We start from the raw sequence: 15626 nt of genomic DNA on the forward strand, positions 1-15626 counted from the left end.
TATTCCCTAATTATTACATTATTCCCTTGAAAAGAATCTACCTCTAAATAACCATAGGGCATACTAGGACTTACGAAATCTTTAATTTGAAAAATTGAATGGCGTGCTTTAAGTTATGTATTCATGACAAATCCTAGTAAAACAAGAGAATAATTTCTCTTTCTAGATTTGGGAAGTTCTCCTTTATTAATTTAAGAGAATTACTTCTAAAAATTCTTCTTTCCCGTTCTTGTAACGACGAAGTAAGTAATTTTGGTAGAAAACTTGCAATAAATAGCAATTGGCTGCATGAGAATTGTTTTAGGTAGGAACAAAAACAATAAAAAAGGAGAGGCGTTTTTTCTCCGAGCTCAAGCACGGAGTTCGCCATTGAGTTAATGAAAAAGTCCTTAATCATAGTGGAATCCCCAGCTAAAATTAAAACTTTACAAAAGCTCTTAGGAAAAGGTTTTGTTTTTGCTTCATCGTTAGGACATGTCGTTGATCTTCCTGCTAAAGAATTTGGTATCGACATAGATCATGATTTTGAACCTATTTATCGTGTTCTTCCTGAAAAACAAGAAGTGATTAACCATATTTGCAAGTTAGCAAAAAGTTGTGACGTTGTTTACTTATCTCCTGATCCTGATAGAGAAGGAGAAGCTATCGCTTGGCATATTGCTCAACAACTTCCTGAAAATATAAAAACACAACGAATTGCTTTTAATGCAATCACCAAAAGTGCTGTTACTGAAGCCTTAAAACATCCTAGACCTATTGATATGGCTTTAGTTAATGCTCAACAAGCACGGCGCTTATTAGACCGCATTGTAGGTTATAAAATTTCCCCTATCTTAAGCCGTAAACTTCAACAACGATCGGGAATATCTGCGGGACGCGTACAATCCGTAGCATTAAAACTTGTTGTGGACAGAGAAAAAGCCATAGAAGCTTTTATTCCTACTGAATACTGGAATATTCGTGTTCTTCTTCAAGATCCACAAACATCAAAAACCTTTTGGGCACATTTGTACTCTGCAGATGGGAAAAAATGGGAAAAAGAACTTCCTAAGGGAAAAACAACCGAAGACATTCTATTAATTAATTCTGAAACTACAGCACAACAGTATATTCAACAACTAGAAAACACTTCATACCGTGTGACACGTGTAGAAGCAAAAGAAAAACGTCGTCATGCATCTCCTCCATTTATCACATCCACATTACAACAAGAAGCAAGTCGACATTTTAGATTTTCTTCATCTAAAACCATGTCTATTGCTCAAACTTTATATGAAGGTGTAGAACTAGGTAATGAAGACGTAACAGGATTAATTACTTATATGCGTACTGATTCTACGCGTATTGATCCTGAAGCCTTATCAACAGTCCGAAACTATATTCAAACAACATTTGGTTCCGAATATCTACCTCAGTCCCCCAATCTCTTTGCTACAAAAAAAATGACTCAAGATGCTCATGAAGCCATTCGTCCTACAGATATCCGGTTATCTCCAGATAAGCTACAGGACAAACTATCTGATGAGCAATTTAAATTATATTCTTTGATCTGGAAACGCTTCATTGCCTCGCAAATGAATCCTGCGATTTATGATACTTTGACGTTAACGATTTCCACAAATGTGAGAATCGATTTACGTGCTTCAGGTTCTGTATTAAAGTTTCGCGGTTTTCTAGCTGTATATGAAGAAAAACATGATGATGATCCTGATCAGGAAGATAATCCCTCCCTCCCTCAATTACATGCACAAGATGTCCTAGAAAAAATTCAAGTTACTGCAGAGCAAGCTTTTACCAAGCCCCTCCCTAGATTTACGGAAGCCTCCTTAATTAAAGAGCTAGAAAAATCTGGTATAGGTCGTCCTTCAACCTATGCAACAATTATGAACAAAATTCAGAATCGCGAATATACAATTAAAGAAAATCAGCGCTTACATCCCACTGAATTAGGGAAAATTATTTCTCAATTTCTAGAAACAAATTTTCCTAGAATTATGGATATTGGTTTCACTGCATTCATGGAAGATGAATTAGAACTGATTGCTGATAATAAAAAATCGTGGAAATTGCTTCTCAAAGAGTTTTGGGATCAATTTCTTCCCGTGGTTACAAAAGTAGAAAAAGAAGCGGTTATCCCACGTATCATCACTGATACTCCCTGCTCAGCATGTCATAAAGGAAAACTTGTAAAAATCTGGTCTAAAAACCGCTACTTTTATGGGTGTTCAGAATATCCAGAGTGTGATTTTAAAACATCAGAAGAAGAGCTTACCTTTAACAAAGACGATTATGCTAAAGAAACAGCATGGGATAGTCCCTGTCCTTTATGCGGAGGACCTATGAAAATCCGTCATGGGCGCTTCGGTACTTTTTTAGGATGTTTAAACTATCCTAAATGTCGTGGCACAATTACCCTACATAAAAAAGGAGAGGAAGTCAAAGAAGAAGAAACACCTCATTGTCCTGCTATTGGATGTTCGGGGAAAATCCTAAAGAAACGCTCTCGATATAATAAAACATTTTATTCTTGTTCGGAGTATCCTGACTGTAGTGTTATTGGCAATTCTATAGATGCAGTAATCAATAAATATACTGGAACAGAGAAAACTCCTTACAAAAAGAAAAGCACTAAAAAGAAAGCAACTGAGAAAAATAATAAAACCAAAAATGCCTCGTTAAAGAAAAAAGCTTCTTCAAGTAAGGGCGCATTACTCATGCCCTCTCCAGAACTATCACAAATCCTTGGTAAAGAACCTATAACACGCGGAGAAGCAATTAAAAAGGTTTGGGAATATATTAAGGACTCCCAACTTCAAGATCCTACAAACAAAAAAAGATTAATTCCTGACGATAAATTTCAAAAGATTATTGGCACAGATCCTATCGATATGTTCCAACTACCGAAATTGTTAAATCAACATTTATCTAAAATCGATGGCGAGTCCCCATATCCCTCGTCCGATTCTTCATAAGAATCAATAAGCTGATATACTTCTTTTGAGGTTGTAGCTCGAGATAGTGCGGAACGAAGTAAACGTACATTAAAAGCGCATTTTAAGTAATGCCCACATAGTTTACGTGTTTCTACAAGCAGTTTTTCTTCACTTTGATAATACTCTTCCACCCATCGTAAATGCTGTACAAAGGCATGCTTTCTTTGGTGAAAAGAAATTTTTTGATAAGTGCCTGTATTCAGATAATCCTGTACTTGTTGAGCTATCCAAGGAGAACCCATGGTACCTCGAGCAATAAGAATACCATCGCAATTCGTGGTTTCTAACATAAGCTTAGCTGATTCTGGAGAAAACACATCACCATTCCCAAATACGGGAAACTCCGGGCCTGCAGCAATTTTTGCCCGTTTTATATAACTCCAATTACTTGCACCAACATAACCCTGAGCACGTGTTCTTCCATGTACAAAAACAGCACTAGCACCTGACTCTTTAATAATACGCACAGTCTCTTCGACATTAATATTATGTTCATCCCACCCTGAACGTATTTTTACAGTAACGGGAATAGCTACGGATTCAACAATTTTTTCTATTATTCTTCCTATAAGCTCGGGAGTCTTTAATAAACCGGATCCACTACCATCTTTGGTAATCCTATCTGTAGGGCAACCACAATTCAAATCGATGATATCAAAACCTAAATTTTCTAATACTTTAGCAGCTTCTCCCGCCATCTGAGGACAACTACCACATAATTGCCCTCCTATAGGCCGCATAGCTTCAGAATATGTTAATAACTTTAGTGTTCTCGCGGGGGAATAATGTAGACCTTCGACTTTGACCATTTCACAAAACATCAATGCGGGACTATATATAGATGACATCCTCCTATAGGGATAATCCGAAAATCCTGCTAAAGGTGCGTAAACTATAGGGGAACGAAGACGAAGATTTTTTATATATATTGAAGAAGCCATGAAGCATGAAAAATATGAATAACAATAAACCGTAGGGCTCGTATTACAATAAAAGGAACGGCTTCCAAACAAAGAAGAGCAATCAAAGGACTGATATCAATAAAACCGATCCGAGGAATAAATTTTCTAAATAATGCTAAATAAGGATCTACCAGCTTTAAAATATACCGATACCACAAGGCATTACGAGACTCAGGAATCCAAGAAGCTAAAATATACACTAAAATAAAAAACTATAAACATTAATAGCGGTTCTCAAAAAATAAGATACCATTTCTTTTCCCTTTATAAACAATTAATATGTGTTTTTCTTGAAAAACAGCCTTTTATTCTTTAAAATGATTATCTTTATTTTAAACATGTTGCGCTATGAACTTTAAACTACCCATATACCGCATTGGGGTAACCCAGGATATAAATAATACAATTAAAATAGCAATCTTACAGAAAACATGTAAAGAATGGATAGTTGCCTATTGCGCACATATTGGTGAAAACAATACGGAGCTCCTTCCTAAAAAATATCGCGAAGCTCTCTGTATTTTTTCTCTAAAAGGCAGTGATAGCTTAATCAAAAGCTCCTTGTCTTCTTTAAAGAATAAAAGAAATATTTTAAAAACTACTTTAACAGACTTAGAAACTCATGCCATTTTCCCTTGGGAATCCCTAGTCATCTCTCCTCACATAGGGAAAAAAGATGCCTGTAAGACAACACCTATTACACTATGGATCACACAAAAAGATACCATAGAACGAAAAGTGAGCCTTCTACACCAATCCCAGGTTTTTCCTGATACAATATCCTGTCAACCTGCAGATATTTTCTTCTTAGCTCAACAAACACCGTTAAAAGCTTTACCCGCTTATTTTCTAATTTATACCGGCTCTTTGGAAACTACCTGCCTATTTGTCAAAAATGAATCCGTACTAGTCTCTCGCTCCTTCCACAACTCTTCTCCAGAGTATCATGAAAATATTGTAACAACCCTAAACTATATCAAAGATACCTACCCTACAATACCTCTATCTGTCATTCATGTGATGGGGTTGTCACCTGAACTTAAAAAATCATTAGAACAAAAAATTAATTTACCGTTAGTTCCCTGCCAAATAACAACCTTAAATGTAGACGAAGACACCTGGTTAAACTATGGCGACGCAATTATCTCAGCCTACCACGGGACATCTAGAAAGATTGTTGCATTTCCCTATAACCCTATGTTTAACTCCACTGCCTCACAAAAGTTCTGGCTAAAACGCACAACACGACTTATTAGCAAATTCGCCTTGATATCCACTCTGATCGTGGGCACGGATTCTATGCTCAAACTTTCTTCTCTCTCTCATCGTGTTCGAGATAATTTTGCATTAGTATGTCCTGAAAGTAAAAAAATACCTTCCTCCCTACGGACTATCAAGACTGCCCTATTCTCCGCACTATCATCTTATAATACACATAAAGAGTATGCCTACTTACCTACAATACCTACAAGTAAAGAAACCATGCAATTTCTCTCGGCGATATCTGAACCTACTCCCTCAATTAAACTATCTTATTTCTGTTATTCCCTCATTTCATTTCCTTCCAAACAAACGCCAAATGTTCCTTACGAAGCAACTGTATCTATTAAAGGAGAGGGAAATTCCGAAGAAATATCACAATTTCTTCAACGGATTTACCAGCACCCCAAACTTTCTAAAATTACTAAAACCCAGTGTGGGCAAACTTTTGAATTACAATTTAATATAGCTTCCGAGGAAATCCTATGAAAAAGTGGTTAGTCATCTGTTATGCTATTGCCATAAGCTGTTTGGGTTGTCTTCCTGTCATCGGTATTGTGTATCACAATGTTTGCACAACAAAACAATGGGAAGACTTAAATATGCACATTCTTGCCCTCAAAATCATGCAAGAGCGAACAAATGACATACGAAAAACCAATACTCAGCTAAAACAACAACACAAAAATATCCAGCCTCATGAACTATTACAGGCAAGTAAACGTATCGAACTACTAAATAAAGAACAGACACGTTTGAAATCCCTCAATAAAAATTCTTTAATTGCTCAAAGTAAAGAAGTATGGGCTCGTGAACAAATGTTTCTCTCGTCTAAAAATCATGTCACCTGGTCAGTCACACAAATAGCTGATGATCTTGTATCCCTACGCCTAGACCATCCTATAGAAGCTGACTGCTGTGATCTCGAAAAAATCTTCTATCTTTTAGATCCCACAAACCCCAATGCTCCCGTAGCTTTCTTCACACATTGGGAAATGGTGAAATCGACCACTCCCTTAAATAATCAAGTCTGGTCAGTAAATGCAGAGGCTATAAGTCGATGGCTATAAAAACATATATTTATCATCTCATTCTATGTTTTCTATGTGCTTTTCCTCTACATTCCGCGGGTACATATGAAAAACTCACACTCATAGGAATTAATATTATCGACAGAAATGGTCTATCCGAAACCATTGGTTCCAAAGAAAAACTCAAGAAATACTCCCAAATTGATTTTCTCTCCCCCCAACCTTATCAAAAAGTCATGCGAATGTATAAAAATACCAAGGGAGAGCATGTGTCCTGTCTAACCACGTACCATAACAATGGACAGATCAAACAGTATCTAGAATGTGTAAACAACCGTGCTTGTGGACGTTATCGCGAATGGCACTCTAATGGGAAAATCCGCATTCAAGCAGAGGTCATTGGAGGCATTGCAGATCTTCACCCCTCAGCGGAATTGGGATGGTTATTTCATGGAACAACTCTAGCCCACAATGACGAAGGCATATTAGAAGCTGCTATCAACTATGATAAAGGATCATTACAAGGAGTCTCCTACTATTATCACCCTAACGGACAAATATGGAAAGAATGCTCCTATCATAAAGGACAGGCTCATGGTGATTTCTTAACTTACACATGTGAAGGATATTTATTAAAAAAACAAACTTACCAGAACGGTGAAAAACACGGTATTTCCATACGCTATGAAGAACAATCTGGGACTATCCTTTGCCAAGAAGAATATGACAAAGGTTTACTCGTCCATGGGTATTATCTTGATCCTCAAACTTATCAACCGTTTTCTGAAATCATTCACGGCCAAGGACTACAAGCCTTATATGGGAAACATGCAATTATAGAAACACGGGTATTTGCACAAGGAAAACCTTGTGGAAAGGTTACTCTCTGGGATTCTTCAGGGAAAATTATCATACAGACATATACATCAATAGATGGGACGAAACACGGTGAAGAAGTATTTTTCTATGCTGACTCTGGGAAACCTAAACTTTTATTAACATGGAATCATGGTATTCTACAAGGTCCTGTCAAAACATGGTTCCCAAATGGAAATCTAGAAAGTTGTAAAGAATTAATAAACACCAAAAAATCGGGTTTATTAACCCTGTACTACCCTGAGGGACAAATTATGGCTACCGAAGAATATGATAACGAATTGCTGATTAAAGGAGAGTACTTCCGATCCGGAGATCGTCATCCCTATTCTAAAGTAGAAAAAGGATGCGGCACTGCTACATTCTTCACACCATCAGGCACAATTATAAAAAAAATCCCCTATCAAGATGGGAAACCTTCTCTTTATTACTAAGCCATTACCAATTCAGAACCATATTTCTTTATGTATGGTTCTTTCTGGCTTAACGCTAAAAACAATTCTTTCACTCAAAAAGATCTCTCTCTTATTTTCGACTTGTTTTAAAAATAATCCGTGAATTGTCAAGAACACTATCTCTATGTATGATGACAGTGTCATAATCAAGGCAACTGACTTTCTTATGAAGATCCATAACACTGTAACATCGATAACCACATTATATGTCTTCATAACTATGACTTTCTATCTTGACTGGTGGGGAAAATTGGTTTATCCATACAAATCAATAAACTATCCCAACTACCTCAAAAATAATCACTCAAACAATTTAGTAGGAAATCATAAGAATCAATCTAACTTCCCCTTTTAAAATCACTTCAATTGTGGGAAAAAGCAGAGTGGAAACAAGGAGCACCTAAAATGAATTTACCAGATCGGAAAAAAGCACTAGAAGCAGCTATTGCTTACATTGAAAAGCAATTTGGTTCTGGATCCATCATGAGTTTGGGGAAACACTTGGCCTCTCATGAAATTTCAACAATTAAAACAGGGGCTTTATCCTTAGATTTGGCATTAGGCATTGGAGGAGTTCCTAAAGGACGGATCGTAGAAATTTTTGGCCCTGAATCTTCAGGAAAAACAACGTTGGCCACACACATTGTTGCTAATGCCCAAAAAATGGGTGGTGTTGCTGCTTATATTGATGCTGAACATGCCCTTGATCCAAGCTATGCCTCCCTTATAGGAGCTAATATCAATGATTTAATGATTTCTCAACCTGACTGTGGTGAAGATGCTTTAAGTATCGCTGAATTATTAGCACGATCAGGAGCTGTCGATGTTATTGTCATTGATTCCGTTGCTGCCTTAGTCCCCAAAAGCGAACTCGAAGGAGATATTGGAGATATGCATGTAGGTTTGCAGGCACGCATGATGTCTCAAGCTTTAAGAAAACTTACTGCAACTTTAGCACGCAGTCAAACTTGCGCCATATTTATCAATCAAATTCGTGAAAAAATAGGTGTAAGCTTTGGTAATCCAGAAACAACAACAGGAGGACGTGCATTAAAATTCTATTCCTCCATTCGCATTGATATTCGCCGTATAGGTGCAATAAAAGGTAATGAAAACTTTGATCTAGGAAATCGTATCAAAGTTAAAGTTGCCAAAAATAAACTCGCTCCTCCATTTAGAACAGCTGAATTTGATATCCTATTCAATGAAGGTATTTCTTCGGCCGGATGCATTTTAGATCTTGCTGTCGAACACAACATCATTGAGAAAAAAGGTTCCTGGTTTAATTACCAAGATCGTAAATTAGGACAAGGCAGAGAAGCTGTACGAGAAGAACTAAAGAAAAATAAAAAACTCTTTGATGAGTTAGAGAAACGTATTTTAGAAATAACTTCTGTTCCCAAATCATTAATTATTGAAGAAAATAAAGAAACCCCACTAGCAACCATTGTTTCTTAGAAATTATCTCTCCACGATACATAGATATCAGTATCGTGGGGATTTCATTTCTATACACAATGAGATTAAATGTTAACATGTTCCCATATGAGTAGATTGCCAAGCTATAGAACGCAATATAGGACCATAAATATCCTCGGTTTCATCTATACCTAAAGCTGCTATATCCTCTTGTCGAGTAGGGAAAGAATGGAAGGAAACTTTAGGAGCATTTTCAATAATCGCTAAGGGTGTGTGTTCATCGCCTTCACCCATGCAAAGAACAGCAGACGCAGATAATGCATCGACAAGATTTATAGCTGTCATCTGTAAAGGACGGCCAAAACAATCTCTTTTCCCTAAATAACTATACAAAGGAGAAAAACCATACCAACATAGTCCCAAACCTAACACACCACGACGCATGGGTGTCGTATGGCTATCAACAACAATGACTCCTAAATCTTTTACTGAATATATTTTCTTGAGCCACTCTCCCACAACATTAGTAGAAGTTAATAAATCTCGAGGATATAAAACATAATAACCTAATGCATTGGATTCATCAATACCAGCAGAAGGAATCAAAATTCCTTGTTTTTTAGTTAAATACAGACCAGGCATAGAATAAACATATGCATCTGCTTCATGCTTTACCAAGGTATCTTTCGCTATTGTATGAGTATCAAGAACAGCTCCTTCGCATAAACTTATGATCTTGGAGGATATAACAATAATAGACTTCTCTTTTAACTTTGGAAGCGATTCTTCCAAAATCGCATACAAATCATCGTATAGAAAAATCGTCCGCGTAACAATAGGAGTAATTTTCATAATAGCAAAATTTTAAATCTCGTGTCTGATGAAGCACTGTTTGTTTCCAACCTTCTAATAAAGATAAAGGAAATATAATCTCTCCATCATAACACTGTCGAATATGCGTGAGAAAACATCCCCTAATTTTGTAATTCTCCAAAAATAAAGAAAAGATTTCGCCTCCTCCTATCACAAAAATGGGAGAGGGAAGTGTTAAAATATCAAATTCTTCCAAAGAAGAAACCCAAATAAGATGTGAGGAGTTAACACAAGTATGTCGTGTAAAGACTATCACCTTACGATGAACACAATGATGCTTCGGCAACCCCTCCCATGTTTTTCTTCCCATAACAATAGGATACTTCCCAATAACATGAGAAAAAAAACGCAAATCCTCAGGATAATCCCATGGCAGTCGGTTTCCTTTCCCAATGGTTCCTCGAGGATCACAAGCAGCTATACCTAAAATAATTTTCATACAGATTGTCCGCACCATGCAGATGCAGATAGCGCCCTCTGATTATGCGCAACATCATGTACTCGTAAATAATCTACCCGCTGCTGTTGTAATAAAATAGAAATAGCCGCCGTTTCCCAATCACGATCTTTGGGGTCATACTTCCCTAATAAGGAAAAACAAGACTTCCTTGAATGCCCCACTAACAAAGGACAACCTAACTCGCGAAACATCTGCATTTTTTGCAGTATGTACATAGCTTGTATAGATGTTGTCCCAAAACCTATTCCAGGATCAAAAATAATTTGAGAACAATCTAATCCCAAATGATCACAAAATTCTATTTTTCTCCTTCCCCAATCTAATAACTGATCCACAGGAGAAGAAGTAAAATCTAACGTAGCTTCTGGACATGGAGGTAAAGAACAGGAGTGGTTCACTACTAAACATGTTCCTAATTCTTTAGCAACCTCGATCATTTTTTCAGACCCGCCAGATACATCATTAATCCAATGAATAGGATAGATATTGCAAGCTCTGATAGCAATTTCAGGATAAAACGTATCTATAGAAATATAGGGATATTGCGCACATCCAGACCAACGACAAGATAATAATTGTAAAACAGGCTCCAGGCGCTTCCACTCTTCTTCTACAGAAAGAAACTGCTTGACCTTAGGATTTGTTGATTGTGCACCAAAATCTATAATACTAGCTCCCTGAGAAAATAACTTTTCAGCATGTTCCACAGCTTTATTCGGATCTAAGTATTCCCCTCCATCTGACATAGAGTTGTCCGTAACATTCACAATGCCCATACAAAATGTTGTAGGAGAAAATGCATTCAAAATCATCTCCCTAGGACATGGACAGAGATGAGCAATTTCTCCGAATGTCTTCAAATGATACGGTGAGTTTGGTTGATATAATTGACGATCCGGACAAAGTGCTGCAATAAGAGAAATCAAAAATGGCCTTTTCAAAAGCCCAGAATGAGGAATAGTGAGATCTTTGTCTTGATAATCACCATCTCCATACAACAAAATATCAATATCTAGAGTACGAGGTGACCAAGCAGGAGCATGAAGATCTCTACCCAAAAGATTTTCTATATTTTTTAATTTTTTTAATAACTCTGAAGGAGATAAAGAAGTTTTCCCTATAATTACGGAATTAAAAAAAGGCAAATCCCAAGTTTCTGGAGAATTAGGAAGTAATAAAGCCTTGGTTTCTAAAATTACTGAACTCTGTAAATCTTGAATACCTAATTCTTTGAGATTTAAATATGCTTTACGGAAATTATCAAAACGATTCCCTAAATTAGAACCTAAAGATAAACAAACAAAACGTGGAGATGTCATATCGCAAACTGTTTACTTATTTTAAAACAAATAGGCTTCAGCACATTAGGAACAGGAGGACGTTCTTTATAAACTTCAAGATCTATCCGAGATACCTGGTTAGATAATTCCTCTTCTAAAGACTGCATAATCAACGTAGATAAATGTTCAATTAGCGTACATGGATAGGAATCAACTACTTCCTCTATTAAAGAAGTTAACCTAACATAACATGTAGCATCATTGAGATCATCAGAAACACAAGCAATGGGTTCCTCTCTAAAAGAAATAATAAGAGAGATTAAAATAGGTTGTTTAAAATGACGTTCCTCAGGCGAACACCCTAAACGCACCCATAATCGAAAATCAGATATTATCAATTGATAAGACGCTGTAGTAGCACTTAATTGAGAAAAACTCACTCCTATCCCTTACTATTTTTCGTTTTATGTGAACCCGTTTTTTCCTCTTCCAAAAGATCAAGAAACGCACGTAATTGCTTAGAACGAATTGGGTGTCGCATTTTTCTCAATGCTTTGGCCTCAATTTGTCGAATACGCTCACGAGTTACATTAAAAGCAGAGCCCACTTCTTCCAACGTCTTCGGTTTACCATCTAAAAGACCAAAACGATGGATCAACACAAAACGCTCACGATCCGTGAGTGTTTTCAATACCTCTTTCATTTTGTCTTTAAGCATGGAATACCCAGTAGCCTCTGCCGGAGATTCGACTCCAGTATCTTCTAAAAAATCTCCAAAAGAACTTTCTCCACCCTCTCCTACTTCTGCTTGTAGAGAAATAGGATGTTGAGAGATTTTATAAATTTCTCTCACCCGATCAGGAGTTAAACCTAGTTCTTCGGCCAATTCTTCTGGAGTAGGCTCTTTGCCAGTCTCCATCATTAATTTCTTGGCTCCCCTAAGAACCTTATTAATTGTTTCTATCATGTGTACAGGAATACGAATAGTACGCGCCTGATCAGCAATAGCACGAGTAACCGCTTGACGAATCCACCAAGTAGCGTAAGTAGAAAACTTGTATCCTCTACGGTATTCAAACTTTTCTACCGCTTTCATTAACCCCATATTCCCTTCTTGAATCAAATCTAAGAAAGATAAGCCTCGGTTGGTATACTTCTTAGCTATAGAAATAACAAGTCGAAGATTCGACTCTACCATTTCTTTTTTTGCTTCTTGACTCTTGTCCATCCAGCGCTGCAACATACGAACATCTTTTTTAAACTCCTCTAGAGTTCTTCCCGCAGCTACTTCACGTTTATGTAAACGTCGTTTAGCTGCGTCCAACTTTGCCGCAGCAAATTTATTCCTCTCTGCACGAATTTTTAAATCATTTATTTGTTGTTCCAACTGTAAAAAAGAATCATATGCTTTAAAAACAACTTCACCGAAATCTTCAGTCACGTTATGACGACAATGGAAACAACGTAAATATGCTTGTGTACGAATACGACACTTTTCTAAATCATCATTTAATTTAGATACTTCTTGCTTAGATAAATTATTTTGTTTCAATGCCAAAAGTAATGCTTCTAAATAAGCATCTTCTTCTTTAAGTAAAGTAATTAATTTAGGAAGTAATTTTAAAAAATGTGCCTTATCCTCAACTTCCTTCTCAGAAATAATTTTATCAAAACGCTCTTTCCCATTAATGAGGTATTGAGCGATAGAAATAGCCTCTTTTGTAGAATAACGGAAACGTAAAATGATACGCTCGATTTGTATCTGAGCCTTTTCAATTCTTTTAGAAATTTCGACTTCTTCTTCCCGAGTTAATAGAGGAACTGTCCCCATTTCTTTTAAATACATGCGGACAGGATCGTCAGGAGTTCCCTCCGTACGTTTTGCTAAACCTTCAAGCTCTTTAGCCTCTTTCTTCCTCTCTCTTTGTCTTTCAACATCTGCTTGGTTCAGGACCTGAATGTCCATCCCTGTAAGAAAAATAAGAACCTGATCAATTTGCTCAGGTGTATCAAAAGACATGGGAAGAATTTCATTGATCTCTTCATACGTAATAAAGCCCTGATCCTTAGCAAGAGTAACCAACTCTTCTAATTTTCTCTGAGCTTCTTCGTGCGCTGCATCTACAGCTTGACCATTTTGTGTATTCATGAGCTAATTATTGGGTTGCAATATAGACCCCTAACCTTTAGGCAATAGTGTAGCCAAAGAAAGATAGGAAATCTAGGGATTTTCTTCGATTTACCCCTGTACAACATCTCTATGTACAGGATGTAGGACTCCTAAAACATGATTGTGAAGAGGGCCTTTATTTAAAACAGTTAAACAATAATAAAAAGGAGTATGACCACGACTTTTTGTTTTAATAACTAACTTTCCCGATCGTTCTTTACGATCTTGTATGCGCAAGTCAGCTTCCCACTGAGGCAATCCAGAAACAACGATGTCCTCGTCCATAGCAAAAAAATCTTCTACTCCATGTCCAGTCCAAACTTTAAATAAAGAATTAGCAAAAACAGCACGCCTAGTCTGAGGAGCATAGACAAAAAGCATACCAAAATTTTCTTCGCGTAAACTATCAAATAATTGACGACATTCTAAAGAATAATTTCTAACTGAAGATTCTGATCTTATATAACGAGAAGCAGTTAATGAAGAAGCTGCTTCAGTATTTTCCACTTTAAAAGCGATTTTTTTTAATTCTGACAATAACTGGTTAGGTACATCCTTGGAAGGTAATAGGGATTTTTTAGGAAAATGCTCAGCTGCTGTCGAATCTAACTGCAATAAATTACGGATTTCACACATCAAATCCTGAACTTTGGATTCCAGCTTTCCGATATAAGCTTGACGGACATCTAACATATTATGCTGTTCTTCAAAAGTAGCCTGATACTCCTCATTCAAAACTTGTTGGTACGCTAAAGCATCGGTAAGTTCGCGATGTAATTTTTGACTTTCCTCTTCTTTTTCCTTATATTCCTGAGACAAAGCATCTAATTGTAAATGTAAACATTGATTTTCTTCTTTTAATTGAGAAATTAAACTTTCTAATTGCTGAAATTCTGCTTTAGTTTTCATAAAAGCATTTCTCGCGAGAAGAAGTTGCTTAGAAAGCTCCTGATTACGAGAACGTAGTTGCATGCTTTCTTGCCGCCCTTCTTCAACAGAAGCACAAACCTTACGTAATCCTTCATCTTTTTCTATGATTTTACGAATTTTAGTTTGCAATAGCTGATTAGCAGCAAATTTCAACTGCTTCTCCCTACAAATGATAGCAAAAAACCATCCACCCGAAGAAATTACAGAAAAGACAAAGTATTGATAATTTTTCTGAAAATCAGAAAGGCAAGAGAAAAAAATCAAGGGAATAAGAAACGCTGCTAGAGGAAAAAAATAGTAATAATATTTTAAAATATAGTGAAAATATTTTTTCACAAAGGACATAAAACTCAAACCCCAGCCACTACTTGAGAGATTACTCTTTTCATTAAAAATTTAAAAACACCTCAGGTAGGCTCTATATTTATGTTTACACAAAACTTTATTTATTCCATAAAAATATACTTCTTCCTCCTCATTTTTATTTCTTTTTATTTGGAAGTCTTTTACAATTTTAGCTCTTAAATCAATGAGACTTTTTAGAGGCTTATTGTATCTCATCAATAACGAAATTTCTTAGTCCTTGCTAATAATATGCCAGACTACCGGAGTGATTATGGCAACTAAAAAAACTACAAAGAAAAATGATCCTAAAAAGCGATCTTCTGCAGAAAAACGTGTTCTTACATCACAAAAACGCGCTCGAATCAATCAAAGCTTCAAGTCTAAAGTAAAAACTTTAATTAAGAAATTCGAACAAGCTTTAAAAGAGGGTGATCAAGAAAATATTACCACCGGATTGCGACTAGTTTATAGCATGGCCGATCGTGCAGTGAAAAGAGGAATTTTTAAGGCCAATAAAGCTGCTCGAATTAAATCTCACGCCACCAAACGTGCTAATATAAATATTTAGTTTA

At 36.4% G+C, this 15626-nt stretch carries 13 protein-coding genes and 1 pseudogene; 6 read left to right on the forward strand and 8 right to left on the reverse strand.

All coding sequences use genetic code 11. The annotated features are described in order from the left end of the window. Positions 1 to 377: 377 nt before the first annotated feature. Positions 378 to 2972 carry a type I DNA topoisomerase gene (gene topA, locus RT28_RS03710; RefSeq protein ID WP_038500965.1) on the forward strand — a complete coding sequence of 865 codons (2595 nt, stop codon included), beginning with the start codon at positions 378 to 380 and terminating at the stop codon, positions 2970 to 2972. On the opposite strand, the gene dusB is transcribed toward topA, so the two are convergent. Both dusB and RT28_RS03720 read right to left on the reverse strand, forming a co-directional pair. Continuing rightward, positions 2915 to 3934 (reverse strand): tRNA dihydrouridine synthase DusB, encoded by a 1020-nt coding sequence (dusB, locus tag RT28_RS03715; protein ID WP_038500968.1) that lies wholly within the window; start codon positions 3932 to 3934, stop codon positions 2915 to 2917. The two genes, topA and dusB, sit on opposite strands and share 58 nt — an antisense overlap. Continuing rightward, positions 3913 to 4208: pseudogene (locus tag RT28_RS03720) on the reverse strand (YggT family protein). The gene dusB and the pseudogene RT28_RS03720 overlap by 22 nt, the downstream one beginning before the upstream one ends. Positions 4209 to 4303: 95 nt before the next feature. Between RT28_RS03720 and RT28_RS03725 the strand changes: the two are divergent. The 4 genes from RT28_RS03725 to recA all read left to right on the forward strand — a co-directional run bounded on the left by RT28_RS03725 (position 4304) and on the right by recA (position 9035). After that, positions 4304 to 5704: a membrane protein gene (locus tag RT28_RS03725; RefSeq protein WP_038500971.1), complete on the forward strand. Its 1401-nt coding sequence runs from the start codon at positions 4304 to 4306 to the stop codon at positions 5702 to 5704. Beyond that, positions 5701 to 6285 (forward strand): hypothetical protein, encoded by a 585-nt coding sequence (locus RT28_RS03730; protein ID WP_020355685.1) that lies wholly within the window; start codon positions 5701 to 5703, stop codon positions 6283 to 6285. The genes RT28_RS03725 and RT28_RS03730 overlap by 4 nt, the downstream gene beginning before the upstream one ends. Then, positions 6276 to 7556, forward strand: a complete 1281-nt coding sequence (locus RT28_RS03735; protein ID WP_038500973.1) for a toxin-antitoxin system YwqK family antitoxin — start codon at positions 6276 to 6278, stop codon at positions 7554 to 7556. Before RT28_RS03730 ends, RT28_RS03735 begins: the two co-directional genes overlap by 10 nt. A gap of 426 nt (positions 7557 to 7982) precedes the next feature. Beyond that, positions 7983 to 9035, forward strand: a complete 1053-nt coding sequence (gene recA, locus RT28_RS03745) for a recombinase RecA (protein ID WP_038501326.1) — start codon at positions 7983 to 7985, stop codon at positions 9033 to 9035. A gap of 72 nt (positions 9036 to 9107) precedes the next feature. On the opposite strand, the gene RT28_RS03750 is transcribed toward recA, so the two are convergent. From RT28_RS03750 to RT28_RS03775, 6 genes are all read right to left on the reverse strand, one after another. Continuing rightward, positions 9108 to 9848: a putative folate metabolism gamma-glutamate ligase gene (locus RT28_RS03750; RefSeq protein ID WP_020355688.1), complete on the reverse strand. Its 741-nt coding sequence runs from the start codon at positions 9846 to 9848 to the stop codon at positions 9108 to 9110. Further along, positions 9802 to 10308 carry a dihydrofolate reductase gene (locus RT28_RS03755; protein ID WP_038500976.1) on the reverse strand — a complete coding sequence of 169 codons (507 nt, stop codon included), beginning with the start codon at positions 10306 to 10308 and terminating at the stop codon, positions 9802 to 9804. Before RT28_RS03755 ends, RT28_RS03750 begins: the two co-directional genes overlap by 47 nt. Then, positions 10305 to 11648: a dihydropteroate synthase gene (folP, locus tag RT28_RS03760; RefSeq protein WP_038500979.1), complete on the reverse strand. Its 1344-nt coding sequence runs from the start codon at positions 11646 to 11648 to the stop codon at positions 10305 to 10307. Before folP ends, RT28_RS03755 begins: the two co-directional genes overlap by 4 nt. Further along, on the reverse strand, positions 11645 to 11980 hold the full coding sequence (folB, locus tag RT28_RS03765) for a dihydroneopterin aldolase (protein WP_038501329.1): 336 nt from the start codon (positions 11978 to 11980) through the stop codon (positions 11645 to 11647). The genes folP and folB overlap by 4 nt, the downstream gene beginning before the upstream one ends. Before the next feature lie 71 nt (positions 11981 to 12051). Further along, positions 12052 to 13758, reverse strand: coding sequence for an RNA polymerase sigma factor (locus RT28_RS03770; protein ID WP_020355692.1), 1707 nt, complete (start codon positions 13756 to 13758; stop codon positions 12052 to 12054). A 90-nt stretch (positions 13759 to 13848) separates the two neighbouring features. Next, positions 13849 to 15054 carry a hypothetical protein gene (locus RT28_RS03775; RefSeq protein ID WP_038500982.1) on the reverse strand — a complete coding sequence of 402 codons (1206 nt, stop codon included), beginning with the start codon at positions 15052 to 15054 and terminating at the stop codon, positions 13849 to 13851. Between the two features lie 271 nt (positions 15055 to 15325). On the opposite strand from RT28_RS03775, the gene rpsT reads away from it, so the two are divergent. Next, complete coding sequence (gene rpsT, locus RT28_RS03780) at positions 15326 to 15622, forward strand: 30S ribosomal protein S20 (protein WP_020355694.1); 297 nt, start codon at positions 15326 to 15328, stop codon at positions 15620 to 15622. Positions 15623 to 15626: the final 4 nt, after the last annotated feature.

Origin of the sequence: Chlamydia avium 10DC88 (assembly GCF_000583875.1) — a bacterium.
Taxonomy (GTDB): domain Bacteria; phylum Chlamydiota; class Chlamydiia; order Chlamydiales; family Chlamydiaceae; genus Chlamydia; species Chlamydia avium.